The 26,021-nt window shown below is 46.8% G+C and carries 23 protein-coding genes and 1 pseudogene; 15 read left to right on the top strand and 9 right to left on the bottom strand.

The features are described 5' to 3' along the window. Positions 1-240: 240 nt before the first annotated feature. From T3H97_RS20440 to T3H97_RS20425, 4 genes are read left to right on the top strand one after another with little or no spacing between them, the layout of a single operon-like run. Entirely contained in the window at positions 241-1,521 is a 1,281-nt protein-coding gene (locus T3H97_RS20440) for a glycoside hydrolase family 140 protein (protein ID WP_328800720.1), read from the top strand. Positions 1,522-1,553: 32 nt separating this feature from the next. Beyond that, the gene (locus tag T3H97_RS20435) at positions 1,554-2,588 is read left to right on the top strand and encodes a Gfo/Idh/MocA family protein (protein ID WP_328800719.1); all 1,035 of its coding nucleotides are present in this window, start codon (positions 1,554-1,556) and stop codon (positions 2,586-2,588) included. A gap of 11 nt (positions 2,589-2,599) precedes the next feature. Then, entirely contained in the window at positions 2,600-3,706 is a 1,107-nt protein-coding gene (gene eutH / locus T3H97_RS20430) for an ethanolamine utilization protein EutH (protein ID WP_328800718.1), read from the top strand. Positions 3,707-3,711: 5 nt separating this feature from the next. After that, a complete protein-coding gene (locus T3H97_RS20425) occupies positions 3,712-5,565 on the top strand; it encodes a beta-glucoside-specific PTS transporter subunit IIABC (protein WP_328802859.1) in 1,854 nt (617 codons plus the stop codon). Positions 5,566-5,648: 83 nt separating this feature from the next. Here the strand turns inward: T3H97_RS20425 and T3H97_RS20420 are convergent, their stop codons facing one another. From T3H97_RS20420 to T3H97_RS20405, 4 genes and pseudogenes are all read right to left on the bottom strand, one after another. Further along, positions 5,649-6,743: a glycosyltransferase family 4 protein gene (locus T3H97_RS20420; protein ID WP_328800717.1), complete on the bottom strand. Its 1,095-nt coding sequence runs from the start codon at positions 6,741-6,743 to the stop codon at positions 5,649-5,651. Between the two features lie 51 nt (positions 6,744-6,794). Further along, positions 6,795-7,889, bottom strand: coding sequence for a tetratricopeptide repeat-containing glycosyltransferase (locus tag T3H97_RS20415; RefSeq protein ID WP_250240201.1), 1,095 nt, complete (start codon positions 7,887-7,889; stop codon positions 6,795-6,797). A gap of 58 nt (positions 7,890-7,947) precedes the next feature. Beyond that, the gene (locus T3H97_RS20410) at positions 7,948-9,039 is read right to left on the bottom strand and encodes a glycosyltransferase (RefSeq protein WP_311079646.1); all 1,092 of its coding nucleotides are present in this window, start codon (positions 9,037-9,039) and stop codon (positions 7,948-7,950) included. A gap of 200 nt (positions 9,040-9,239) precedes the next feature. Next, a pseudogene (locus T3H97_RS20405) lies at positions 9,240-10,652 on the bottom strand (NTTRR-F1 domain); the annotation flags it as partial. Positions 10,653-11,025: 373 nt separating this feature from the next. Between T3H97_RS20405 and T3H97_RS20400 the strand changes: the two are divergent. The 4 genes from T3H97_RS20400 to T3H97_RS20385 are packed head-to-tail and all read left to right on the top strand — an operon-like array spanning position 11,026 to position 15,192. Continuing rightward, a complete protein-coding gene (locus T3H97_RS20400) occupies positions 11,026-12,141 on the top strand; it encodes an ABC transporter ATP-binding protein (protein ID WP_328800715.1) in 1,116 nt (371 codons plus the stop codon). Continuing rightward, positions 12,138-12,860 carry an ABC transporter permease gene (locus T3H97_RS20395; protein ID WP_029518315.1) on the top strand — a complete coding sequence of 241 codons (723 nt, stop codon included), beginning with the start codon at positions 12,138-12,140 and terminating at the stop codon, positions 12,858-12,860. Before T3H97_RS20400 ends, T3H97_RS20395 begins: the two co-directional genes overlap by 4 nt. Before the next feature lie 5 nt (positions 12,861-12,865). Further along, on the top strand, positions 12,866-14,257 hold the full coding sequence (locus tag T3H97_RS20390) for a GldG family protein (RefSeq protein WP_328800714.1): 1,392 nt from the start codon (positions 12,866-12,868) through the stop codon (positions 14,255-14,257). After that, positions 14,254-15,192 (top strand): DUF4340 domain-containing protein, encoded by a 939-nt coding sequence (locus T3H97_RS20385; protein WP_328800713.1) that lies wholly within the window; start codon positions 14,254-14,256, stop codon positions 15,190-15,192. Before T3H97_RS20390 ends, T3H97_RS20385 begins: the two co-directional genes overlap by 4 nt. A gap of 74 nt (positions 15,193-15,266) precedes the next feature. Here T3H97_RS20385 and T3H97_RS20380 read toward each other — a convergent pair whose 3' ends face one another. Beyond that, on the bottom strand, positions 15,267-15,464 hold the full coding sequence (locus T3H97_RS20380) for a hypothetical protein (protein ID WP_272640938.1): 198 nt from the start codon (positions 15,462-15,464) through the stop codon (positions 15,267-15,269). 192 nt (positions 15,465-15,656) lie between these two features. Between T3H97_RS20380 and T3H97_RS20375 the strand changes: the two genes are divergently transcribed. Genes T3H97_RS20375 through T3H97_RS20365 form a run of 3 tightly spaced genes read left to right on the top strand, consistent with a single transcriptional unit; the run spans position 15,657 to position 16,917 of the window. Further along, entirely contained in the window at positions 15,657-16,013 is a 357-nt protein-coding gene (locus T3H97_RS20375; protein WP_025719486.1) for a hypothetical protein, read from the top strand. After that, entirely contained in the window at positions 15,956-16,225 is a 270-nt protein-coding gene (locus tag T3H97_RS20370; protein ID WP_328800712.1) for a helix-turn-helix domain-containing protein, read from the top strand. Before T3H97_RS20375 ends, T3H97_RS20370 begins: the two co-directional genes overlap by 58 nt. A 32-nt stretch (positions 16,226-16,257) precedes the next feature. After that, positions 16,258-16,917 carry a hypothetical protein gene (locus T3H97_RS20365; RefSeq protein WP_328800711.1) on the top strand — a complete coding sequence of 220 codons (660 nt, stop codon included), beginning with the start codon at positions 16,258-16,260 and terminating at the stop codon, positions 16,915-16,917. Between the two features lie 116 nt (positions 16,918-17,033). Here the strand turns inward: T3H97_RS20365 and T3H97_RS20360 are convergent, their stop codons facing one another. After that, on the bottom strand, positions 17,034-18,611 hold the full coding sequence (locus tag T3H97_RS20360) for an esterase/lipase family protein (protein WP_328800710.1): 1,578 nt from the start codon (positions 18,609-18,611) through the stop codon (positions 17,034-17,036). Positions 18,612-18,806: 195 nt separating this feature from the next. On the opposite strand from T3H97_RS20360, the gene T3H97_RS20355 reads away from it, so the two are divergent. Then, entirely contained in the window at positions 18,807-19,787 is a 981-nt protein-coding gene (locus T3H97_RS20355) for a YhcN/YlaJ family sporulation lipoprotein (protein ID WP_328800709.1), read from the top strand. A 103-nt stretch (positions 19,788-19,890) separates the two neighbouring features. Here the strand turns inward: T3H97_RS20355 and nagA are convergent, their stop codons facing one another. Genes nagA through T3H97_RS20340 form a run of 3 tightly spaced genes read right to left on the bottom strand, consistent with a single transcriptional unit; the run spans position 19,891 to position 22,704 of the window. Next, on the bottom strand, positions 19,891-21,111 hold the full coding sequence (nagA, locus tag T3H97_RS20350; RefSeq protein WP_328802858.1) for an N-acetylglucosamine-6-phosphate deacetylase: 1,221 nt from the start codon (positions 21,109-21,111) through the stop codon (positions 19,891-19,893). Beyond that, the gene (gene nagB / locus T3H97_RS20345; RefSeq protein WP_328800708.1) at positions 21,108-21,836 is read right to left on the bottom strand and encodes a glucosamine-6-phosphate deaminase; all 729 of its coding nucleotides are present in this window, start codon (positions 21,834-21,836) and stop codon (positions 21,108-21,110) included. Before nagB ends, nagA begins: the two co-directional genes overlap by 4 nt. 1 nt (position 21,837) lies before the next feature. Continuing rightward, entirely contained in the window at positions 21,838-22,704 is an 867-nt protein-coding gene (locus tag T3H97_RS20340; protein ID WP_328800707.1) for a MurR/RpiR family transcriptional regulator, read from the bottom strand. 353 nt (positions 22,705-23,057) lie between these two features. On the opposite strand from T3H97_RS20340, the gene T3H97_RS20335 reads away from it, so the two are divergent. From T3H97_RS20335 to T3H97_RS20325, 3 genes are read left to right on the top strand one after another with little or no spacing between them, the layout of a single operon-like run. After that, positions 23,058-23,336: an acyl carrier protein gene (locus tag T3H97_RS20335; RefSeq protein ID WP_013311713.1), complete on the top strand. Its 279-nt coding sequence runs from the start codon at positions 23,058-23,060 to the stop codon at positions 23,334-23,336. Between the two features lie 49 nt (positions 23,337-23,385). Then, complete coding sequence (locus tag T3H97_RS20330) at positions 23,386-24,579, top strand: radical SAM/SPASM domain-containing protein (RefSeq protein WP_328800706.1); 1,194 nt, start codon at positions 23,386-23,388, stop codon at positions 24,577-24,579. Between the two features lie 55 nt (positions 24,580-24,634). Then, positions 24,635-26,011, top strand: coding sequence for a preATP grasp domain-containing protein (locus T3H97_RS20325; protein ID WP_328800705.1), 1,377 nt, complete (start codon positions 24,635-24,637; stop codon positions 26,009-26,011). Positions 26,012-26,021 lie beyond the last annotated feature (10 nt).

The following is a 26,021-nucleotide window of genomic DNA, read 5'->3' as shown; positions in this document are numbered from 1 at the left end:
GAACCCCCTATTGAACTAAACTACATAAATTATATCATTACTATGCAAGAAAGTTTAGCTTATAAACTAAACTAAACTAAATAAATAAAAATAAAAATTTGTTGACCATTTATGATTTATAGTGTTAATATTCAAGTGTAAAGCGCTTTAATTTAGTTTATTTTGCGAAATGATCATATAAATTTAGTTTTTTATTTAGTTTTGTTTAGAGAATTTTGTGAATAGAGCAAGAGAGGAACGGTGATTTATTTGAGTTTAAACATGGCTGAAAATCAAAGAAATTTTACAAAAGAGGAAAAACCTTTTTTTTATTTGGCAGATACGGTTTGGAGTGTATTTACCAACGCGACGATAGAGGAGTGGAGCGATTATCTTGATTATCGGAAGATGCAGGGTTTCAATGTGTTGCAAATCAACATGCTCCGACAATGGGACGCAAGTGAATCGGATCTGAATCTACAGCCGTTTGCATTACTGGAAAATGGGGATTTCGATTACCATACATTAAACGAAGCTTATTTTGACCGAGCAGAAATCATGTTGAAAATGGCTGTAGAGCGTGGATTTGTTCCGGCCCTGGTTCTATTGTGGTGTAACTATGTGCCGGATACATGGGCTGAAATGTTCCAAAAGGGTAATAAAATGCCGTTTGAATGCGTTGAACCCTATGTAACGTACGTCGTAAACCGTTTTTCTCCATTTGATCCTATTTTTCTGATCAGCGGGGATAGTGATTTTCCGACCGAACGTGCCAATTCCTATTATCTAAAAGCACTGGATATTGTACAACAATTAAGCCCGACAAGCTTAACCACGCTGCACATTCAAGGGAGATTGAGGGAAATTCCTCCAGCCTTTGAGAAACACCAGGGTCTTGGATTCTATATGTATCAATCAGGACATAACTCCGAGTTTCAGCATGTGGGCCATGAGATTGCTCAACATTTCTACCATAAGCCGGATATACGGCCTGTCATTAATGGGGAGCCATGTTATGAACAAATTAGTTATAGCCGCAATGTGTATGGCAGATACACTGCACTGGATGCCAGAAAAGCAGCATGGCAAAGCCTCCTTGCAGGCGGGGGAGCGGGAATTACCTACGGGGCGCATGGGATTTGGAGCTGGCACAAAAAAGGAAAGAAATTCGGCATTGTAGAAGGGGAAGGATTCGATAGTCCCTATGATTGGAGAACAGCATTGCGATTTGAAGGTGCATGGGATTATTCCTTTATTAAATATTTGTTTGAAATGTATAACCTTATTGGCGTAAAGCCATTGGATATTGTTTTAAACAAGACAGAGGAAATCAGAGCTGCGGGGAACGAGAATTCCATGATCTTGTATGTCCCATTTAACACGAAGGTACGACTAAGTATCAACGTGCAGGATTACAAGTTTACAACGATTGATTTAGACGGGAAGCGGTTTGCCCAAACCGACGTGTCCGTCCAAAAGGATCAATCGGTGCTAGACATGCACAGCTTTGAAAGTGATGTTGTCATCATCGGAACGAAATAAAAACAGAGAAGAATGTGGATGGAGTGAGCAACATGTGGAAAATCGGCGTTATTGGAACGGGATATTGGTCGGAAAAACATATAAAAGCATGGCAGTTTATCTCGGATGCAGAAATCAAAGGATTTTGTGATCAAAATAAAGGCTTACTTTTTGAAAAAGCAGCCCAATTCCATGTACCTACTGAATATTGTTATACCAGTCTGGAGGAGATGCTAAGCGAAGCGGATATTGATGTCGTGGACATCATTACACCTCCTGAGACGCATTTGGAACTGGTTAGACTGGCGGCCGCAGCCGGAAAACATATTATGTGCCAAAAACCTTTTGCACGTTCTGTTGAAGAAGCTGAGCAGATTGTAGGTATTGCTGAAGCCGCAGGAGTCAGACTTATGGTGACGGAAAATTGGCGTTGGCTTGAACCTTTTCAAATTATAAAAAAGTTGCTGGCAGAGAATATCGTTGGGAATATGAATGTTATACGTTATACGCATACCGATTTTTATTCGCCAAGGTTTGCTCCGGAAAAAGAGCTGCCGCAGCCATTTTTCAGAGATATGCCCAAGCTCTTGTTTTATGAAATGGGAGTTCATTGGCTGGATACTTGGCGTTTCTTATTCGGTGAACCTCAGCGTTTGTATGCGGAAACCAAGCGGGTCAGCCCATACACACAGGGAGAAGACACGGGCATTATCATGTTAGGTTATGAACATTATTTTGGTCTTATGGACATGAGCTGGGCGACTCGTAGGGAACTGAATGGGCAGCTTCCAGAGCAGGTCCTTCCCGATCATAAAGAACAGCTGGTGATTGAAGGCGAGGAGGCCACCCTAAAACTGTATAACACAGGTAAATTATGTCTCATTAATAATCAGGGAGTCGAAAAAGTATTGATTGAAAAGACTGAATTAAACTATGAGGAAAGCCATAAAAAGCTACAGGCTCATTTTATAGATTGTCTCAACACGGGAAAAGAATTTCAAACGAGTGGTCACGACAATATCAAGACACTTCAGCTTGTATTCGACACCTATGACAGCGCAGAAAATCATAAAGTTCATGTGTATTAAGAGGCAACAGGATGTCCATTAACGATATTGTGATGTATGTTATTGCTTTTTTTTTAGTGCTAGGTGCATTGGATCAGTGCTTGGGAAATCGCTGGGGATTGGGACAAGCCTTCAACAATGGGCTCATGACCATGGGTTCTCTTGCTTTGGTCATGATAGGAATTGTTTCCTTGGCTCCTGTACTCGCCTCATGGTTGATTCCCATTGTTTCACCGTTATATGTGGCAATAGGTGCCGATCCGGCATCCTTTGCTAATACGATATTGGCGGTAGATATGGGAGGATACGCACTTGCGGCGGAAATGGCGCACAGCCAGCAAGCGGGCGTGTTTTCCTGGGTTTTTCTAGGGACCATGTTTGGCCCAACGCTCGTATTTACGATTCCGGTTGCCCTCGGCATTTTGGAAAAAGAGGATCATCCATATTTTGCAAAAGGTATCTTGATCGGTATTAGTACAATTCCCGTTGGTTGTTTCATAGGGGGAATAACCGCTGGTTTTGACGTGATAATGATTTTAAAAAATCTGATTATTCCCATGCTTCTTTCAATAATCATTATGCTGGGTTTACGTCTATTTACGGAGCTTACGATCCGATTGTTCAAGTGGTTTGGTAACGGCATTAGGCTTCTATCCCTTGTCGGTTTGGCAGCGATTGGGGTCGAAACCTTAACTGGATTTGTTATTATTCCCAATATGGCTCCGTTGTCTGTCGGTGTGCAAACGGTTGGAACGATTGCTATTGTATTGGCTGGTGCGTTTCCGTTGGTTGCTTGGATTACAAAAATATTTAAAAATCCGCTTCAACGGGCAGGACGTTTGCTAAGCATAGATCCATCGACTACTGCGGGTCTTGTGGCTAGTCTTGCTCATAACATTCCTACGTTCACTTTAGTCAAAGAGATGGAGCCCAGAGGCAAAGTGATTAGTATTGCTTTTGCTGTCAGTGGATCTTTCGTTCTGGGGGGACATCTTGGCTTTGTAGCAGGAATGGACAAGAATATGGTGATTGCCATGATCGTGGGTAAACTTGCAGGCGGAATAAGTGCCGTAATTGTCGCAGTTATTGCACATCCGACTACTACGAATAGAATAGAAAGCGCATCCAAGAAGGAGTGAACATGATGGATCATAAAAAAACAGCCAAAGAAGTATGGAGTGCCGTGGGCGGAAATGAAAATGTGAACAGTGTCATTCACTGTGTCACTCGATTGAGATTCAAATTGAAGGATAATCAATTACCAGATAAAGAAAAGATCAAGCAGATTGACGGTGTCATTACCGTCGTGGAAAGTGGTGGCCAATTTCAGGTGGTCATCGGGAATGAGGTTCCCAAAGTTTATGAAGCTCTTTTGGATACCATAGGAGTAAAGCATGGAGATCAAATGGTTGAAGATGATCAAAAGAATGAAAAAGCGAGCCTATTCAGCCGATTTGTCGATGTAATTTCAGGTGTGTTTATGCCCGTTGTGGGTGTGCTCGCTGCTGTGGGGATTCTAAAAGGACTATTGGCCTTATGCACATCCCTGGGCTGGATGACTGATCAGATGGGCACGTATAAAATTTTATATGCGACAGCAGACGCAATGTTTTATTTCTTTCCGGTTATTCTAGGGTTTTCGGCAGGTAAAAAATTTGGAGGAAACCCGTATCTGTCTGCCGTTTTGGGAGCAGCGATGGTGTACCCGACCATTACTTCCGCCTTTACGGATAAAACGGCGCTGTCCTTTTTGACCATACCTGTCGTTCTGATTAATTATACTTCTTCTGTTATACCTATCATTATTGGAGCGTTCTTGGCAGCAAAGGTCGAAAAAATGATAAGTAAGTTTGCACCTGCCTCCATTAAAATGTTCATGGTGCCTTTTCTGACCTTGGTCATCATATCACCGCTTGTTTTTCTGGTTGTCGGACCGATCGCAACTATAATCAGCGATGGGTTAGCCAAAGGCTCCATGTGGATTTATCAGTTAAGTCCGGCTGTAGCTGGTCTCGTTCTGGCCGGGTTCTGGCAGGGCATCATTATCTTCGGTCTGCATTGGGCATTCATTCCAATTCTCCTGAATAATGTAGTCACGAACGGGTTTGATCCAATTAACGGTATGCTATTCTGTACGACGTTTGCCCAAACAGGTGCGGCATTTGCCATCGCTTTGAAATCACGGGACCCTAAATTAAAACCCATCGCCACTTCTGCCACCATTGCGGGTTTGATGGGGGTTACTGAACCAGCTATTTACGGGGTTACGCTACCCGCCAAAAAACCGTTTATTTTAGCCTCGATCGCTGGAGGTATAGGAGGAGCTGCAGCAGGTTTACTCGGCTCAACGGCATATGGATTTGCTTCAGGCGGCATTTTTGGTATACCTCTATTCATTAATCCAAAAGGCATGGATGCAGGCTTCATCGGCTTTATTATATCTTTGGTTGTCGCTTTTGTAGTTGCATTTATTCTGACCTATCTTTTCGGTTATAAAAATGCAAAACCTGCGTCTGAAATTAAGGTTGCAGATGAAAACAAAGAGGAAGAAAAAGCGGTATTCAGTCCTCTACACGGTGAATTGATTCCTTTAACCGCAGTAAAAGATGAAGCTTTTTCCAGCGGTGCGATGGGCCAGGGGGCCGCAATTATTCCGAAAGAAGGAGTAGCCTATGCTCCATTTAACGGAACTGTTGTTACCGTTTTCAAAACAAAGCATGCCATCGGGCTTATTTCTGAGGATGGAGTTGAACTCCTCATTCACATTGGAATTAATACGGTCAGCTTGAAAGGAAAACATTTCACTTCCTTTGTGTCTGAAGGGGATACAATTCAAAAAGGGGACAAGCTGGTTGAATTCGATCCCAAAGCTATAGAGGATGAAGGATATGATATTACCACATCCGTCATTGTAACCAATACAGCCGTGTACACGGATATCTTAGTTGAAAATTCCAAGGATATTCATGCAGGAGACCGCTTACTAAAGATTAGATAGATTCCAATATTCAATAATAAAAAGGCAAGTTAAAGCTGACGATGGCCCGTGTATAAAAAGGGTTGTCGTCAGCTGTTTTTTAGTTACCTCACACCCAGCGTGTTCATCATCTGCCGGAAGGAGCGCACATATTTATCCGGTGCCAACAGGCTGACGATCCGTGCCAGCCCCTTCTGGCGGATAGATTCGCGTTGAGGTACGTTGTTCATCAGGTCTAGACCTTGCAATATCGCCTGTAAGATGTCTCCCTGCTGATAAAATTTACCAGTTTCGTTGTGGTCAATGAATGCCCGTACTCCGTCTGAATCAGAGCTTAATACCGGGCAACGACAGGCCATCGCCTCAGCTACCGCATAGCCAAATCCCTCCACCAGCGAAGTCGACAGCAGGTAGCCACCTGAGTCGCCAATCATGGAATAATACAGAGGCATTTTGGCATGAGGCACGCTTTGAAAACGCTCGATTACTGAGGACATGCCGAGCTGAGTAAGCATTTTTTCGAATTGTATTTTATCCTCTGGCTGTGACAATGTGTCATCATAAAACATCCAAATCCGAAGATCCGCACGATTTTGTAGCATCCAGTAAGAAATATCGACAAAATGCCTCCAGTTCTTGTTGGGCTCCAACCGCCCAACCCATGCAATGACCGGACTAGCCGGAGGAGTATTAGGTACATAATTAAATACGCGGGTATCCAGTACATTGGGAAACACGTAGCGATTAAGCCACGGACACATGGTGGAGAAAAGATTCACTAAATGAGTCGTATCTGGTAGGAGTACTGCATCGGCGTAATTTTGAAGATACGGAGCCGCATCCGCGACTACCCATGCCGCTTCCTCCTGTGGGCCAAAGCCTTGCGATTCATAGATTAATTTCCCCTGATAACCCAACATTCGCAGTCTGGGGAGCATAGGATAATCCGATGAGACGATGATGGCATCATAGCGATGCGTCATTATCAGCATTCGAATTTCTTCTTCGGAGGAAGTCATGAACACCGGGATATCGCCGTACAGGTTTTGCATCCCTGTACCGTGCTGATAATAGAGAAGATGACATTCAATCCCGTCCTGAATGAGCGCTTTACAGCGTTGACGGTTCAAGGTTTCCACGCCTCCGCTGGGTATATAAAAAGTAAATAGAACTTTGATCTCAATAACCTCCTTTGCCAACCACAAGCTCTAATACCAAGTTATTCAACCCACAGGACGGGGTGTGGGTTTCTATGGAAGCCTGGATTGAATTAGCGCATAATTATGGCTAAGGCGAGGATCTTCCGGGGCGTGCTCTGTTGCTTCTCTCGCAAATTCACAAGCTTTGTGTAAAAGGCCTAACTCGTAGCAAGCGAGGGCACCGAGATCATACAGTGTAGCGTCCCAGCAAAATCCCTCTTGCATGTACGTATCCGGTCGTGTTGAAATTCGCAGCGCTTCTTCAACCATATGATAGACGGCAGGCCAGTTCCGCGTATGATAAGCCAGCTGGGCCATTTCCGTGTAAGGTTCACGTAAATACGGCGCTTCCGCAATAGCCCGGTATAACCAACGTGTTGCCTCCTGCCATTGTTCACTTGCTTTATAGGCTCTAGAAATAAAGCGCATCGAAGCGCTGCGTTCATCTGCCCAGCGTGCCTGCGGCATGGCAAGATGTTGTTGCAGTGTAGTAATGCACTCATCCCAACGGCCATGATACATGTATTCTCGCCCCAAGTAATGCATGTTGCGGTCATCCTCGGGAAACTCGCGCACAGACTGCTCCAGCAGCGGAAGGTATTGGCTGCGGGATTTGTGCGGATCGGGATCATGATACAAGCGGAGCTGATCGGATCGAATGCTACGTTCTTCACCCTCTCCAATATATTCAAGCACCTCGTGAACCGGGCGTACCCAGCGGTAACCGTGACGAGTGTGTATTTTTTCTTTCCAGAACCATGTATAACCGGTATCTTGCCCGGGCTGTCCATGCGTAAAGGCATATAGCATCCGGGTAGTTCCTTCCTTCCAATTACGTTCCAGCCGCGACCGCCAACCTTCCTCCCAGACTTCGTCCAGATCCGTACAGACACAAATATCTATCTCGTCAGGGACCAGCCGTAGGGACTCATTGCGAGCCTTGTCAAAACGCCAAGGAGTTACCTCGATACGATGCACCTTTGCACCCGCTTCGCGTAGCAGGGAAACAGTATCGTCTGTAGAGCCGGTGTCCGCTACAATGACAACATCGGCTTCACGCATGGTGTGCATCCAGCGCTTGGCGAATCGGGCTTCATTTTTGCTAATGGCATAGACAGCTATCTTGTACCGATTCGATTGTTGCATTCCGCTTGCTCCTCCTTTGACTTACTTAAAGATTGAGGGGTGAGTATGGGAGACATCTCTATTGGGGAGGATTCAGGATTGAGCTGAAAAATTGCCGATTATGCAGGACATGCGGGTCGTTGGGAACGTACATTGCAGCTTGTTCGTTGTGCCAATTCGCACGTGTGTAATCCTTCATCCGAAAATGGCAAATGCATAGCTGGATATGAGGAAACCACGTTTGATACGCGTCCTGTACTGGGCCCATCGTGTCGGGAGGATTCAGAGTGGTAGCCATGTCGTACCAATAAATAGCTTTGGAGATCTCATTTTTATGCAAAAAATAATGACCTATCCGACAGCATAGATCTGCCCTGGGCGTATCGAAGGTCAAACTATGGAGAGCCGCGGTAATACTTTGCTCCAGCTTGCCAAGTTGTTGCAGACAGTCGGCCATTTTGCTACATGCACTAATCGCATCCTCTACCCAGCACTGCCCGGTATCCAGAAAATTCTGGTAAGCCAGCACGGCCTGCTCATATCTTTCATTATCTCTTAACTCGTTAGCGTAATAGTAGAGGTCACGAGGAGAGAAGGCATGACCTTGGGCGAGCAACTTCTCATAAATCCGCAGATTTCTTCCTGGAGAGACTGTATGTGTTCGGGTGTGAGTTATGGCGATATCGGCATGTTGAATATTCCCGTCTACGGCGAGGTACTCATGCACGGCTCCGTGCCAACGGAATCCGGCTGACCTTCTGATCAAGCGGTTTCGGCGAAAATGTAGGGTGACATTGCCATGATCATCAAAGCCATAATGATAATTCATAGACACGGAATCGACGGTTGGTACCGCTGAGGAATCAAGGGTTTGCTTCAGCTCAAGCAGCTTGACGGCATCCTGCTCCTTCAAAATATCATCGGCATCAAGCCAGAGAATGTACTCCTGCGTAGCTTGCTCAAACGAATAGTTACGTGCAAGGGCAAAATGATCTACCCATTCAAATGGAAAAATTCGATCCGTAAAGTTGCGACATATGTCAATGGTCCGATCCTGTGAACCTGTGTCCACGATGTTGATTTCATCCACAATAGGATGGACCGATTCCAGGCAACGGCCAATAGTATTTTGGTCATTTTTGACGATCATGCACAGGCTGATACTGATCAATTGAGCATCACTCCTTTGGGAACCATCTGAGGGTTCAGGTCAAACATAAAGTTTGATTTAAAAGGGGTTTGATTTATAGAAGCCCTGCCACAATCGCGGCAGGGCAAGGATGACAAAGCCTTAACATGCTGTGCGGCTTTGTCGATAAGGTATGGTATATCGTTTGAAATCTACGATGTGGTAATAATAGGAGGTTAGAGTCCGGTAGGTCCAGTCGGTCCAGTTGGCCCCGTAGGTCCAGTCGGTCCAGTTGGCCCCGTAGGTCCTGTAGGTCCAATCGGTCCAGTATCACCCGTAGGTCCAATCGGTCCAGTAGCGCCAGTGTCGCCAGTGGCACCGGTAGGTCCAACAGGTCCAGTAGCGCCAGTGTCGCCAGTGGCACCGGTAGGTCCAACAGGTCCAGTAGCGCCAGTGTCGCCTGTAGCACCTGTAGGTCCGGTAGGTCCAATTGGACCTGTAAATCCAAGGCCAAACGGCCCCGTTGGCCCTGTAGGTCCAATCGGTCCTGTGTCGCCAATCGGCCCGATTGGTCCAGCAGGTCCGGTAGCACCAGTGTCCCCCGTGGCGCCTGTAGGCCCAACAGGTCCGGTAACACCCGTGGCACCCGTAGGTCCGACAGGTCCGGTAACACCTGTGTCACCCGTAGGTCCGACAGGTCCGGTAACACCAGTGTCCCCCGTGGCTCCCGTAGGTCCGACAGGTCCAGTAACGCCAGTGTCGCCCGTAGCACCCGTAGGTCCGACAGGTCCGGTAACACCAGTGTCCCCCGTGGCTCCCGTAGGTCCGACAGGTCCAGTAACGCCAGTGTCACCCGTAGCACCCGTAGGTCCGACAGGTCCAGTAACACCAGTGTCACCCGTAGCACCCGTAGGCCCGACAGGTCCAGTAACGCCAGTGTCGCCCGTAGCACCCGTAGGCCCGACAGGTCCAGTAACGCCAGTGTCACCCGTAGCACCCGTAGGCCCGACAGGTCCAGTAACGCCAGTGTCGCCCGTAGCGCCAGTAGGCCCGACAGGTCCGCCAATGCCCGTGGCGCCTGTGGCACCCGCGGGCCCCGTAGCACCTGTAGCGCCACTAGCGCCTGTAGCACCAGTTGGGCCGGCAGGTCCGGCTGGACCCACAGCTCCAGCTGCACTTGCTTTAACAAGAGCAACGGCATCAATAGCTACATCAGCGGTGTTAGCCAAGGCATTTTTACTAATAATCAAAAAGGCAAAGGCTGCGTTGGCTGGTACAGGAGCTGTTACTTCGTATAGGCTTTGCCATGTCCCATTCACAGCGTCTGGCAATGTGCCTGCGCTCAAATAGGTAGTTAGCCCCGTGCCAAGGAAGCTAAAAGTTGCGTCATAGTAATACAGAAAAATGTTAACTTGAGGACTGGACAGGCTTCCTATTTTTGCAGCTGAAAGGCTTAACGTATAGCTTTCGCCTGGTGCAGCAAAAACGACCTGGGAAAGAGATGCATCTACTGCGCCTCCTGCCAGAATCGCACTATAAAAGTTTGTCTTTTTTACAGATAAGTTAGTGACAGTCACATTGACAGAGCTCCAAAAAAGGGTTGATCCGATCTCGAAGTCGCCGTTAGAAACTAGATTGGTAAACAATACACTCATCGCTTTTATACACTCCCTTCACACGTTGTAATGATAGTAGATGCGAATCCATACCTTAGCGAACCGTACAAGTTTCCGAGGGTAGATGTGTAATTTCATGTTCACATTTCAGACACATTATTTTAAGCTTCTATTTAAGTGACGTTAAGCTGGAGTTATATGTGGGGGATTATCATTAGAATTTAAAAGTGTAGCATGAGGTGCGAGGAGACCGCTACCGCTTCGCGAAGGCTTTGAGCTTCCTCATCGCTGGCGCTTCTCCAACTTCAAATCCTCCGCTTCGCTGCTACCCGCTACTCATGCAACATTTTAGGTGGGAGGGAAGTAGGGGAGCAGCAGGGAGAAGATTACGATAAAAGAAAGGGTGGAACATGTGCTCAAAGTGCAGCAGGTGAGCAAGTGGTATGAGGGCAACCGGGGTGTACATAAGCTTGATTTTGAAATGCAGCGCGGTGAAATTGTTGGTTTCCTGGGGCCGAATGGTGCGGGAAAAACGACGACGATGCGCATGATTACAGGATATCTTCAACCCAATGAGGGAGTGATTACGATTGATGGTATCCCGATTCAGGATAAGGGCAGACAGGCCCGTTCCAAAATCGGTTATCTGCCGGAGACTCCCCCTTTGTATGAGGACATGTCCGTAAGATCCTATTTGAAGTTTGTAGCTAGTATTCGTGACGTGCCTGCGAGAGAACAGAAGTTGCGCATTTCAGAGATGATTTCCAGGCTAGGACTGAATGGGCGGGAAAAACAATTAGTCCGCAGTTTGTCCAAAGGGTATAAACAGCGCTTGGGACTGGCAGGTGCGATTATTCATAACCCGGATTTACTGGTGCTGGATGAACCGACCTCGGGTTTGGACCCCAATCAGATTTTGGAGATTCGTCAGCTCATTCAGGAGATTGGCGAAAATCATACGGTATTGCTTAGCACGCATATATTGCCTGAGGTGGATGCGTTATGCAATCGTGTTCTCATCATTCATGAAGGGAAACTGGTCATGGATGGGCGCCCTGACGCGCTCGGCGGTTCGATGGAAGATGGATTCAAGGTGAAGGTAGAGGTTAAAGGCAAGCGTGAGCAGGTGCTGGATGTCCTGCGTACTTGGGGAAAAGTAGAGGTTGAATCTATGGCGACCACGCTGCCTCCAGCGAACACGAAGCTGACTGCCGCAGAGCCAGATATGACCGGATTGCTACTCACAGGAGCCTCCGGTGAGGATTTTCGCGAAGAACTATTTTATGTGCTGTCTGATGCGAAGCTTCCGATTTTGGAGATGAAAAAAGAAAGCCTTAGCTTGGAAAATATCTTCCAGCAGTTAACGACCCGCGAGACGGAAGAAGGTCAGGTCAGCGATCCAGCAGTACAAGACCTACATTCCTCGGAGAATGCAGCCCCTACGGCTATCACGGTGGAGCATGGAGATGCTGCGTCCGGCGACGATAAGGCTGAAGAAGATAAGGATACAGGAGGTAATCGGTCATGAGGCGTTTGTTCGCGGTCTGTCAAAAAGAGCTGCAAGCCTATCTGTGGACACCAACGACCTATTTTGCGCTTGCAGTGTACATGCTGCTGACGGGGTTACTTTTTTATACAAATTTTGTTATGTATCAGCCTAGCATTCTGGACTATCGGCTGGTACTCGGTGACACCTTGTCCATGCTGGTGTTCGTCGTCCCATTACTCACGATGAGGCTGGTTGCGGAGGAATTCAGGCAAGGTACCGATGAACTGCTGCTTACCTCACCTGTGAGTGTGACGGAAATGATCGTGGGTAAATTTTTGGCTTCGCTGGGTATGTTGCTCATATTAGTGCTGTGCAGTCTAGCGTATCCGGTCGTGATGTCCTTTTATGGGTCGCTGGATTGGACGCTGGTATTAACATCTGTGATCGGTCTATTTATGCTTGGGGCAGCCATGATGGCGATCGGCTTATTCGCTTCGACGCTTTCACAGCATCAGATGATGTCAGCGGTCGTCAGTTTTATTATTTTACTTGTGTTCTGGATGCTGGATTCGTTTGGTGGACAGACGGGTGCATCTGCGGCGGTACAGCAATGGCTGGAACCTTTTTCACTAACCGCACGGTTTGACAGTTTCACCAAAGGATTGCTGAATGGAGCCGATGTGATGTACTACGTGACGGTGGCGGTGCTCTTTTTGCTATTCAGCATCCAAGTGGTTGAACGGAAACGGTGGAGGTAATGAATATGAAAAAATGGCTGGGTCATACCAATAGTGTGGTACTATCGATTGCTGCTGTAGGAATTTTTATTTTATTGACGTTATTTCTGCGTTCGCTGGGTGGCTTTCAACTGGATCTGACGGCAGGCAAGCAGTATACGCTGTCTGACCAAACATTGACGACCATCCAGGGTGTAAAGGAAGACGTACGATTGATTGCCTTTACCGTATCCACCTCGCAAAATCAGAAGCTGAACCGGGATGTTACGGATATGCTGAATGAATATGCCAAGCGTAACAACAAGCTCAAGGTCGAGCAATACGATCTGAATCAGGAACCGATACTGGCCAAGCAATATGGTGTTACTTCAGCATCTATTGTGTTGGTGCAGGGGGAGAAGAAGCGGGTTATAGATATTGGGAGTCTATTTACGCAAGCTCAGGGGAGTGGTGAAGGGGCATACCAATTTACCGGGGAAGAAAAGCTGACTAGTGGACTGCTGGGATTATCATCTACCCGTCAAGGGAAAGTGGTCTTTCTTACTGGACATGAGGAAATCCCATTGTCCCAAATGACTGAGTTAAGCAGCTCACTTTCACAAGATAATGTGAAAACAGAGGAAGTTCAGCTTAATCAGGCGGGTAGCGTGCCCAAAGATGCGTCTGTATTGGCTATTGTCGGACCAGAACGTGATATCAGTCCAACGGAACTGAAAAGTATTCGTACGTATCTGAATGATGGCGGAAAGCTTTTTATGGCACTAGGCTTTCACCCGAACATGGGGTCCGATTGGAAAAACCTTGATGCATTAGCAGCTGATTATGGAGTGAAGGACACTCATGCCATCGTGGTGGATCAGGAACAGACGAATACACTTGGACCTCTATGGACGGTTCCTACCTTCGGCAGTCATGCGATCACCGATAAGTTGGCGGCCTCCAATCTGTACCCGGTTCTTTCATTGTCTATTGCCTTGCAGGCAGGAGAGCAGAAGAATTGGAAGACGACGCTTTTGATGAAATCCTCTGCAGCCAGCTATGGTGAAACGAATATCCAAGGGCTGCTGAACAACGAAACGCAGAAGGATGACAAGGACCCGCAAGGGCCGCTGGATCTCGGTTATGCGGTAGAAGGGAAAGACGGCAAACCCAAAGCCGTTATTCTCGGAACGTCTGCCCTTCTAAGCGACACTGAGATCAGCACAGGAGGCAATCGAGACTTTGTGCTGAACAGTCTGAATTATGTGCAGGAACACTCTGATGGGCTCACCATTCGTCCTCGTCAGGAGCAGGATTATAAGGTAGCTTACTTGACTCCTGCACAAGCGAAAACGATATTGACCATATCTGTCATCGGGTTGCCGTTGCTGTTCGCGGTCATCGGAATCTTATTATGGTGGAGGCGAAGAAGAGCATGAGAAAATGGATACCCACAGTGCTGCTGTTAGTTGTATTGGGAGCGGGTATAATCTATGCAAAGAGCCAAAACTTCTTTCGTGAACAAGCGCCGGCGGCTCGCCAGCTGGTTCAGCTTACGCAAGGGGATATTACGTCTTTCGCGATCACTGGAAAGGACGGCAAGTCGGTGGAACTTGATCAACATGATGGCCAATGGAGTATGAGCAAACCACGGACTTACCCGCTAAACCAATATACAATAGACAATTGGCTAGCGGCGATTCAAAATGTAAAGTTGGGTGAAGTAGTGGAATCTTCTCCTACAGACGTAGCCAAATATGGGATCAGCGCTACCTATGATCAGATTGAGATTAAGACCAAGAAGGGTGACGTTCGTACCTTTGCCTTCGGTGAAACGTTGCCTTCCGGAGATGCTGTTTATGTATTATCAGACAAAAAAGAGATAGCTTCTGTACCTATAGATACACTTTCAGGGTTGTTGCTGGGTGCTGAGGATTTTATAGATACAACGCCGTTCGATTGGGACGATACCAAGCTGAGCGGAATAGAGTGGGAAGGCCAAAATGCTTCATGGATGCTCAAATCCTCTGGTAACGGCGGAACCGGAGACAGTACTTCCACATCTTGGACGCTGAACGGAAAGTCAGTAGCCAGCGACACGGCGACTTCTCTCTCGCAGCAAATCAAAAACCTGGCTAGCAGTCAGGCCTTGCGCAAAGCCTCTGAGCTGAACAAACCGGTACACCGCTTTACGCTGAGCATATCGCTGGGTAAGGATGATTCCCATTTGGTCTATCAGGGCTGGACGCTTAGCGATGATCCAGATACCGTATGGGTTGTACCGCCACAAAGTAACTGGGCTTATGGTCTGTCAGTATCTGATGTGAATCGTGCTGAGCAGAATGGCCACGACCAAGCTCAGACTGGAAAATAATCATTAGAAATTAAATTAGCGCACAAAGAGGCTCCAACGGCGGATGATCGTCGTCTGGAGCTTCTTTGTGTTCGTTATTCGTCAGGTTTGCTGCTTTTGGAAGAAGAGCTGTTAGTGTCGTTTAAATCTTGGATAACCTGAATCAGCTCATGAAGTGAGAGATCCAGCTTATCCAGCTTTTCCTCCATCGTGTGCAGGATGTGTCGCAACAAAATAAAACAAAGTCCAGCCGGAAAGCCTACGTTGGTAACCATAGAAAGAGCATCATCCATTTGCAATGTATTCCCTCCTTTTTAGCCATATATAAAGGAAGGTAAATTAAAAGAACCATATACAACTGCATGTAAAAATAGTATAATAAATAAGAACAAATGTTCTGTTTTGGTTGTAAAATAGGTTTGCAAATTACCCTATAGTATGAGGATTTAGAAAAAGTCAAATCCAAAGAGAAAGGGTGATTTACAATGGATAAGTCTCAGCTAACATTGGTGGAACAATATCGAAAGAAGCTGTACCGCATTGCTTGGAGAATCCAGTATCGTGCTCGGGTACAAACCAATCATGAATTTGTAATGGAAAAAAACGAAGCCGTCAGCGCCCCATCTTTTACAGAATCTTCAAACTCTAATATGTACACACTACAGCTTATCAACTCTCTATCTTCTGAGATCGGAAAAATGATCATCTTTGACCTTTACATACTAGACAAAACCGAAGCACAGATTGCAAAAGAGTTAAAGCTATCCCAACAGGCGGTGAATAAATGGAAAAAGAAAATGCTCAAAGAGTTATTTCGGATGCTGAGTTCGTCCAATTGTTAAAATTAGTACGAAGTGGAGATCAGGAGGCCATGTATAGGATACTTCAATTGTTCGAGGAAGACATTCAAAAGACCAGTCGGTATATTCGTATGTCCCGTGAAGATGCTGTCCAAAGCATTGTGACTGATTTTATAGAAGAACTGCGACAAGAGTTAAAACAGTTCCATAGAAAAGTGGACAATGGATATAGCCTTGGCTATCCTTATCCATAGGTTTACTTATTTAACGGAGGGCTTATAAGTTTATGAGTGATAACAGGGCTTCTTTTGAGAAAAGTATGAAGATGTACCCAGTCAACAGTATTCGTTCCAATGTCATCATTCTTGTTTTATTACTGTTAGATCTGTTTCTGGTTATCCCCTTAGTGGGGAATCCATACATTGCAGTTTACGTTTATGTATTGTTGCCACCGATTGTTATGATAAACATATGGGCCCTTGTACTGGTCATCCTGCCACGCAAATTGCAGTTGAATTACATTTTATTCCGTGGTGTATTTGGTTTGATTTGTTCTATGGGCTTCATGATCATGACACAAAAGTTTGCTTATGGCATGTTGGGTCTGGATACTTCATGGTATTTTATAGGTTCCTTTGCCCTTTATGGAGTCGCCTTGTATTACTTTATAAAATATAATTTGGCGAAATTCAAAGATCCTTCACATCATAAGAAGAAACCAAAGTTTAAGGAAAAAAGCAAGAGAACACCTGTAGTAACTATCGCAACATTTACTGGGGCAGGTTATCTGATAGCTAATGTTTCCCTCGGATTCGCGACACAACAATTAGTTGCCACAGTATTGATCAGTGTATACTCCATGCTGGCATTTGTTCTTTTTCATTTTATTATGGATTTTCACCGCTACTATTGGCTTCATAAGCTGAGGAATCAGACAACGAATTGAACACAACGAATGGGTTTTCAAAGTATTACCACTATCAAGAAGTTTTGTAATGAATAATAGCCTGCAAACGCCCCATATATGTAGGGGTTCGCAGGCTTTTTAGGTTGTAGATTTATTTAGTCAACATACTTATTGCCGTCAGCATCAATATAGATGGATTGAACAGCTGTGCGACGGTACGGATAACCTGCCTCTGTGGTGCCGCTAATTTCATAGGTTACAGAATAAATGCCGGGCTTGTCCGCTTTGGATAGCTCTATTTGTCCGGTAGGGTTAACGGTTTTTTGCTGTACCGTCAAACCTTTGGAGGCAGAAGTGACTCCTTGCTGCGGATCACCATAATATTGAACTTGGTAGGTAACTTGTGTAACGCTGTCCGGGGAATCCTGTGGTTTCAGGTTTAGCTTCGGGCCCACTGCATTCAGATTGTATTTCAGCTCTGGAACTTGAACAGCCTGGTAACGTGCAATCAGGAGATATGCTCCTTGATCAGGAACTGTGACGTTCAGTTTATAGGTGCCCGGTTTTGGATTTTGAATGACGGCGTTATGATGCCAGGCACCAGCAAAAATATCGTCATCATAGCCTGCTTTCAGATTAATAATTTCACTGGTACCGTCAGGCTTGGTTAGTTCCAGCTTACTCACACGTTTATCGCTGATCCAGTCCAGATCAATGGATTTGACACCATTTTCAACAGTGAGGGTTTCTGAGGCTTTTCCATTATAATCGCCGCCTCGGATAAAGTAAGAATTATCGATCTCGCTATAGGTGGATTGTACAGCAGAAGCAGTCAGGGAAGATGCTGAAAGTGTTTCAGTTTCCTGATTCAATGCTGGAGTGTTCGCTTGGAGGTAGGGTTGGATCAGGGAGAAGACGTAAGAACCGGTACGAACCTTGGCATGATCCCAAGATCCGATTTTAACTACACGTCCGCCGGGGAGCTTAGCGTTGTCGACTGTGACCACCCCATCATTTTTACCAAAAGTTGAGAGGTAAAGTCCGCCGAGTATGTAGGAAGCAGTGCCGTCAGACCAGTTATCACCAGCAAACGTGAAGAATGGAATTGTAGTCGCGTTGCTGAGTGCATCGGTCTTGGATCGGAAATACTTCATATAAGATGTTTGTAAAGTGGAGGTACCGGGATTTTGTGAGCCGACGATGTCTGCCAGCCATCCGGCCCAGCTGCTGTAGGCGAGATCTGCAAGTTGTGAGCCATGATGGGGACTGCTGAGGGTGATGACACGTTGAACATAAGGAGCAGCTCCGTTATATACGAGAGCGGTTTGAGTATCCACTCCACCTTTGCTGTGGGCGATAACAATGAGCTTTTTTCCAAAGTGATTACTGATGACCTTGATTTTGTCGGCTAAAAGCTTACCATTGTCCCACATATCCTGGGATGTACCATTTGTATCGTACAGATTAATGGTGGCCGTCTGGTATCCGGCGTCACGTGCGCGATGAAGCATGTCGTTATTATTTTTGGTCCAGACTTCAGCGCTACTGTTCAAACCATGTACGAATAATAATGCAGGTTTGGCAGGATCAACGCGATTAGGTGGTGGGCCTTCTGCCCAGCTTCCGGCGGGATCTTTCGGGGGTTGGGGGGTAGTGGAGCCTGCAAAAGCGCCAACGGGGACAAGAGTAACTGATAACAAAAAAATGAGCATCAAAACGGTGATCTTTTTCAAACTGAAAATCCTCCTTTGTAAAATAAAGTATTTTTCAAGCTTATTATACATGCCATCTTGTGGTAAATCATCAATTGTATTTCATATTTACATTAAAATTTTATTTTTTTAGTCATTTTTTAGTCAGGATATCCCTATGATTCATAGCGCATGATAATCTCGTCACACATTTTATAATGTATGGAGGATGAGTTCATGCCAGGAACTAAGAAGGTCATCAGTTTTACGATTTCTGCTGCTTTACTCGCCAGTATGGCTGCTTTGACCGGGTGCGGAAATGCCGATCATAACGTTCGTACGAACAGTACACGCTATAACGCGCAAAGCACACATCATATGGATGGTGTGAACCGTAATGGTATGGATGGTGTGAATCGTTATGGGGTTAAGTCCAATGGTATGGACGGGATGTCATTGAATGAAAATGGCAACCGAACCGGACATCCAGTCCGTAATCTGCAAGTCGATCGCAATTTGTCCAAACGTATATCTGAGATGCCGGATGTAAAGTCTGCGACAGTGCTGGTCGGTGAGCGACATGCCTATGTAGCCGTTTCCTTGAAAGACCAAGCCAACGGAACAGGTGTTGGTGCTCCAAGCATTGACGGTACTCCAAGTGCTAATAGTATTGGACGTAACGGTAATGTACCGAGTGTGAATGGCGTTAATGGCACTAGAGGGAACCGTACTACGGATACTACGACGCCTGGAATGACAGACAATGGAGTTACCGGGAATGGACTTACCGGGAATGGAACACCTGCTCGTCGTGATGATGGTTTGTTCGGTACGATGGGTACAGGCTCGTACGGTATGTTGCGTGGCTTAACGGACAACAACAATCGCACAGATAACGGAAACACCACAATCGAGGGAGCAAGAACTGCATATGAACCAAGTGATGCAGTCAAGAGCCGTATCGCGAATAAAGTTAAGCAATTTGCACCTTCGATTGAACAGGTACATGTATCCGCTAACCCGGACTTTGTCAAACAAGCCACTGACTTTACACACAGTGTGCAAAATGGTCATCCGATTAGAGGCTTGAGCAATGGTATGGTGGATGTAATTGAACGTGTATTCCCAACTTCGGCGGCTGATACAAACCGCCCAATGGATAATACAACACCGACACGTCCACAAAATCATACGCCCGCACCGATGAATCATCGCTAATTCAAACCCTATAAGTGTACAATGCCAAAGAAAGAGCTATCCATCTCAGCGAATACGCTGGTGGATAGCTCTTTAGTTTTGGGGAATGATAACTATAACTGAATTATTTGCGCAATCCTTTAATCCATACGCCTTGCAGCTTTAAGTCTCCATCCAGTAACAGGATATCTGCTTGTTTACCTGCTTCAAGCGAACCTGTACGATCAGCAATGTGCAAGGATCGAGCCGGATTCAGGCTGGCCATTTGTGATGCCGCAGGAATACTCATACCCACATGTTGAACCAAATAGCGGAAGCCTTCAATCATCGTTAGTGTGCTTCCTGCCAAAGTGACCCCATCCTCCAGTCGTGCTACACCGCCCTGCACGATCACCGGCAAATCGCCGAGCGTATATTTCCCGTCTTCCAGACCAGTAGCAGACATGGCATCTGTGATGAGAATGAGATTATGATCCTGCTTTAACCTAGCGAGCAGGGAAATGGCGGCGGGATGCACATGAATGCCGTCCGCGATGATTTCTGCTTCAATGCGCGGATCAGCGAGTACGGCTCCAGCGGCTCCCGGCTTGCGATGATGCAGCGGAGTCATAGCATTAAACGCATGCACTGCATGGTTCAGCCCCGCCGTCGCTGCCTGTTCAACCTCTTCATACGTAGCATCTGTATGACCGAGAGCCGCGGTAATGCCATGGCTGCGTAGCCATGCAATCAGTTCCAACGCTCCTTCCCGTTCGGGCGCAAGCGTGAGCTGGCGAACAAGGCCTGGATAGCGCTGCTCCCATTCTGCCACCCATGAGAGATTCGGTGGCACGATATGTTCCGGGTTTTGCGCTCCCGGCCAGTTCGGACTGATGAACGGCCCTTCTAGATGTACGCCCTCCAACTGAGCATAGGGCATAGGTAGTGCCATATAAGCGTGAACTTCACTCAATACTCGGTCAATCTGTTCCTTGGGCGCGGTCATGGTGGTAGCCAGCATGGCCGTCGTTCCTTGTGAACCGTGAAAGGAGGTGATCGTATCCAGCACCTTTGGACTGGAGTCCATAAAGTCCTCACCGTTACCGCCGTGAACATGAATATCAATAAAGCCTGGCAGCAGATAACCTCCTTCCAAACGCACAATGTTTGCGGTTTTCGCTGCGCTTTCTTCCTGATTTGCCAAGACTACCGATGTCCAATCGGCGGGCAAATTTTCCTCGGAACCAGCGTAAACAATGGATTGCCCCTCAATGACGACAACCCCTTTTTCAATGATGTCATTCCTAACGACAACTTGCCCATACAGTAGCTGGGGTACGTTACCACTCATTTCATCTGACTTCAATTGAACCATCCTTCTGCTTCCTGATCCAGTAGAATAAGCACGTTGGGGTGGCATTGCAGCAGGGAAGCCGGACACTCAGTCGTGACAGGTCCAGTTAAAGCCTGCTTTATAATGTCAGCCTTATCCGCACCAAAAGCCACTAGTATAATTTGCTTGGCCTTAAGAATCGTGCCTACTCCCATCGTAACTGCTTGCCTGGGTACAGCATCTATTTCGCCAAAAAATCGAGCATTCGCCGAGCGCGTACTTTCTTTCAAATCTACAACATGTGTGGCTCCAGCCAAGCTGTGACCGGGTTCGTTAAAGCCGATATGCCCATTATGACCAATGCCAAGCAACTGCAGATCCACGGGGCCATGATCCAGAATGGCCTGCTCGTGCGCTGCACATTCTGCTGCCAGGTCTAGTGCATTCCCGTCAGGGATGCGTGTATGGGACATGGGAATGTCGATATGCTGGAACAAGTGCTCGTTCATAAAGCTTCGATAGCTCTGCGGATGTTCTGGGGGAAGACCAACATATTCATCAAGATTCACGGAATAGGCGCGTGCAAAACTGACCTGTTCCTTGCGGTACATATCTGCAAGGTGTTGGTAAATGCCAATCGGTGTACTACCGGTGGCCAGGCCAAGCATAGCCTGTGGTTTGGATAGCAGCAAGCTGGCGATCACAGCGGCGGCAGTAGCGTTCAGGTCTTCACGGCTGTTCAAAATGCGTATGTTCATCTTAGTGACCCCCTGGTTGTTTTTTGAGCTTGCTCACTTGTTGATATGAACCTTCCAATCTCGGAATATATTTGTCAAAATCCGCGCTCACCATACCTGTAAACAGAATATCTATGATATGAAGCTGGGCGATGCGGGAGGCCATATCTCCACGCCGCATTCCTTCTTCCAATGAGGAGGAAAATAGCGCAATATCCGCAAGGCCTGCCAGCGTATTGTTTCCGAAGGAGGTCAAGGATAATGTCTTGGCCCCCTGTTCCTTTGCACAGCGTAGAGCTGCAATGGTCTCCTGGGTTTCCCCTGAATAAGAGACGGCAAAGGCGACATCTCCCGCTCCGAGCGAGGAGGCAGAGGTAATCTGCATATGTGAATCTGCAAAGGCAGTGCTGTTCTTGCCAATACGGATGAGCTTCTGGTAAAAATCCTGCGCCACAATCGACGATGTCGCCATTCCATAGAGATCAATGCGGCTCGTGGCTGACAGCCATGCAATGGCCTGCTCCAGCTTGTCGAAATCCAGCAGTCGGGTCGTGTCCGCAATGGATGCGGTATGGTTCGCCTGAATAGCCTGCACGATTCGGGAAAGTGAATTTCCGGCGACAATATCCTGATAGGATTCTTCACCATTACGGTTGGAATGGGACAATTCGGCGGCCAGCTTCATTTTGAAATCGGGATAGCCTTTAAAATGTAGTGATTTGCAAAACCGCGTAACCGTCGCCGCACTCACACCACAACGCTCTGACAGCTCCCGAATACCCAGGTGCAACACATCTTCCGGGGATTGCAGGATGGATTCCGCCAGCTTGCGCTCCTGTACGGGAAGCTGCTCCAGTCTATGGGCTAATGTATGAAGAATGGGGGTCATGAGCTGTGCTCCTTTGGCTGTAGAGTGTTTGTGTGAAAATAAGTATCGTATATAAGGAGAATATAAAGAAAAACATTTTCATGTGTATTGTAAAATAATTCTGCTGCTCATGCAAGAGATGTGAGAAGAATTTTTATTAGATTTTGCGAAAAAATAGCCAGCGAAAATTGTAGAAGTTATCATACATTAATTTACATATTGCGAGTTTTACTTACAAAACAACCTATTGACTTGTCTCTTCATTGGAGGAGTATAATTGAATAAAGTTCCAGTGAAGGAATTTATCTAGGAGCTTTGCAGAGTACATCGTTGAGCGGAACGAATAGAATCTCATTCACAAGGAGGAGTTTGCTATGCAAAGCCAAGTGATTGAAATGATCAGCGCGGTCAAGGAAGATCCTGAACTGGTCGCTAAGCTGGATGGACATTCGGACATTATTCATGATGCCGGACTGGATTCGTTGCAGTTGGTTCATTTCATGCTGCAAGTGGAGGATGCGTTTGATGTGGAGATTGATTTTGATTCCTTTGAGCTGGAGCATTTGAGCTCGGTAGATGCGTTTTGCAGCTACATTCAGGGGATCAGCGATGCGGAACAAGCGCCGCACCTGGAGGGAATGGAGACGGTCTGACGTACAGCTTGGTACATGTGCCTGAAAATCCATTAAACGAGGTGTTAGCATGCAGCCCAAAAGCAATGTGCTGATTGATGAGAAAGCGTTCAAGCTCATCAAGCGTAACCTGAAAAACGCTTCTGTATCTTACCGTAATGCCACACAGGACCCTACTTTCAAAACGGACATGCCCCAGACGATCGGCATTAAGCTGACCAACCGCTGCAACCTGAGATGTACACACTGCTTTGAATGGAACGAGGAAGGCTACCATCACCAAATGGATAAAGAAGAACAAAACATGGATCTTGCTCCGGACATGCTCCGGCAGATTTTGAGCGAAACCAAGGAAGCCAAGTCCAGACTGTACATGTGGGGCGGCGAACCAATGTTTCATCGGCGTTTTGATGAAATTTTGGACGTGCTGGCGGAAGATCGGCGCGAAATGACCTTTTGTACAAATGGATTACTTATTGATAAATATTTGGACCGGATTTTGGATTTGTCCGAAAATCTGGAGTTATTAATAGCGATTGAAGGTTTTGAAAGAGAACACGATCTAATTCGCGGTAAAGGCACCTTTCAAAAAACAATGCGGCAAATGAATAAGCTGATTGAACTGCGCGACCAGGGATTGTACAAGGGACGGGTAACTGTCCATGCGGTCATTAACGATAACATGATCGGACGGATGTACGAATTTCTGCAAATGCTGGAGGACAAAAGGCTGGATCTGGTGCTGCTGACGTTCCCCTGGTACATTTCCAAAGAAACCTCCCTCAAAATGGATGAATATTTTACACGTAATTTCTCCTGGCTCCGACAACTTGAAGAACAAAATATTAGTAGCTGGCATGCTTTCAAATATAAAATCAACCCGGATAACATCGATCCTCTGATGCAGGAACTACAGCGGATCAATGAGCGAGTATGGAACATTCGCGTGCGCTATCAGCCCGGTTTGGATTATGAGGAAATTGATAAATTTATACATGGCGAGGAAATGGTCAGCCGTTGTTCCAATCATTGTTTGGCGCTCACCTCCAGAACAGATATTTTACCGGACGGGAAGGTCATGCCTTGCAAATTTTTCAGTGAGTTCACGATTGGAAGCATGCGTGAGCATAGTCTGAAGGAGATATGGAACTCGGATGCGTATGAGAAAACTCGTCAAAAGATCAATCATGAAGGATTGACGCCGGTGTGCTCCAAATGCAGCGTATTGTATCTGCACGGGGCAGGCTCTCTGAAATACATTTAGTTTTCTATGAATGTTGTTTGTTACTGGATGAAAGAGAGAGGGATGATGACAAGACGTGACGACTAAAACGATTAACCTTGTGGAAGCGCTTGCGCATGAACGGGACCATGGAGTCCTGATTTGGCTGTTTAATATCGGCGCAGAGCAAGTGTGGCATCCATCCCCCCGCAAGGGGGGCATGGTAGATCGGGATGAACAGCAAGTCGTAAACCGGATGGAGGAAATGAATCTCCTGCTATGTCGAAGTCAGGATGTCATTGTACTTCGGGAACGGCCGGATGAGGCGTTTCTGGACATGCTTCAGCGGTTGGGCTTTAGCCTGCCGCGTATTGAGGTGCCGGAGCCTTCTGATCCGCTAACGCCGATTTCAGAGCTGGTGCTGGCGGATGAGGCGCTTTTGGCACGACTGCGTACGGTTGCAGATGCAGGCCACAGCAGCGGCGGAGTCAAAGCGTGGCTCGTTCCCTATGCGGTCACACCGCAGGAGGAAGCGATCGCGGAGCTTTGCGGGCTGGAGCTGATCGGCGCTCCATCCGCGGTCAGTGCTCAGGTGAATGATAAAATATTCAGCCGCCTGACCGCGCAAAAGCTTGGTTTTGCTGTCAGCGAAGGCGCTGTATGTGCAGACGAATCGGCGATCCGCAGGGAGTGTGCCAGACTGGCTGACTTATCGGATGGACCTGTGAAGCTGATTATCAAGCAGCCGCACGGTGCCTCAGGACAAGGCATGTATATGCTGGACGAGCTGTCCAAGCTGGACACGCTGCTGAGTGTGATGAGGCGCTTTGGCGGCTCGTCGCCATCTTCCGGCGGCTGGCTGGTGGAGCGCTGGCACAATAAGCAGATGGATCTGAACTACCAGCTCTGCATTGACGAGGGCGGCGGTGTGACGATGTTTTCGCTAAAAAGGCAAAACGTGGATGGCACCGTATATATCGGATCTCAAGTGCCGGCTGAGATTGGTGATGCGCTGGAGGAAGAAGTGAGACGTTGCGCCTACCAGCTGGGTACGTATCTCTATTCCATTGGGTACACAGGAATGGCCTCTATTGACGGTTTTGTTGACGAAGAAGGTTTGCTGGTTCCAGTCATTGAGATTAACGGTAGGTTTACGTTGTCTACCTATATTTCATTCCTGTCATCCGTCCTGGGAGAACAGCATAAAACATTATCCCGTTATTACCGCAACGTTACCGCTACACCTCTCACTTACAGCCGCTTGTGCGGGCTGCTCGCGGAGGAGGGCATGCTCTATACGCCCGAACGTCCAGAAGGGGTGTTTGTATATACGGCGGGTACATTGTCTGGTATTCCTGTGAAGCGGGGCTATGTGAACCGGATTTTCACACTTATTTTGGCAGACAGCTGGCAGGAAGCTGATGCTTATGCGCACAAATTGGAAGGTATCATTGCTGGATTAGGATGCTCATAAATGGGAGGGA

The organism is Paenibacillus sp. LX16 (genome assembly GCF_036252815.1).
Lineage (GTDB): Bacteria > Bacillota > Bacilli > Paenibacillales > Paenibacillaceae > Paenibacillus > Paenibacillus polymyxa_B.
This window is presented reverse-complemented; position numbering and strand designations above follow the sequence as displayed.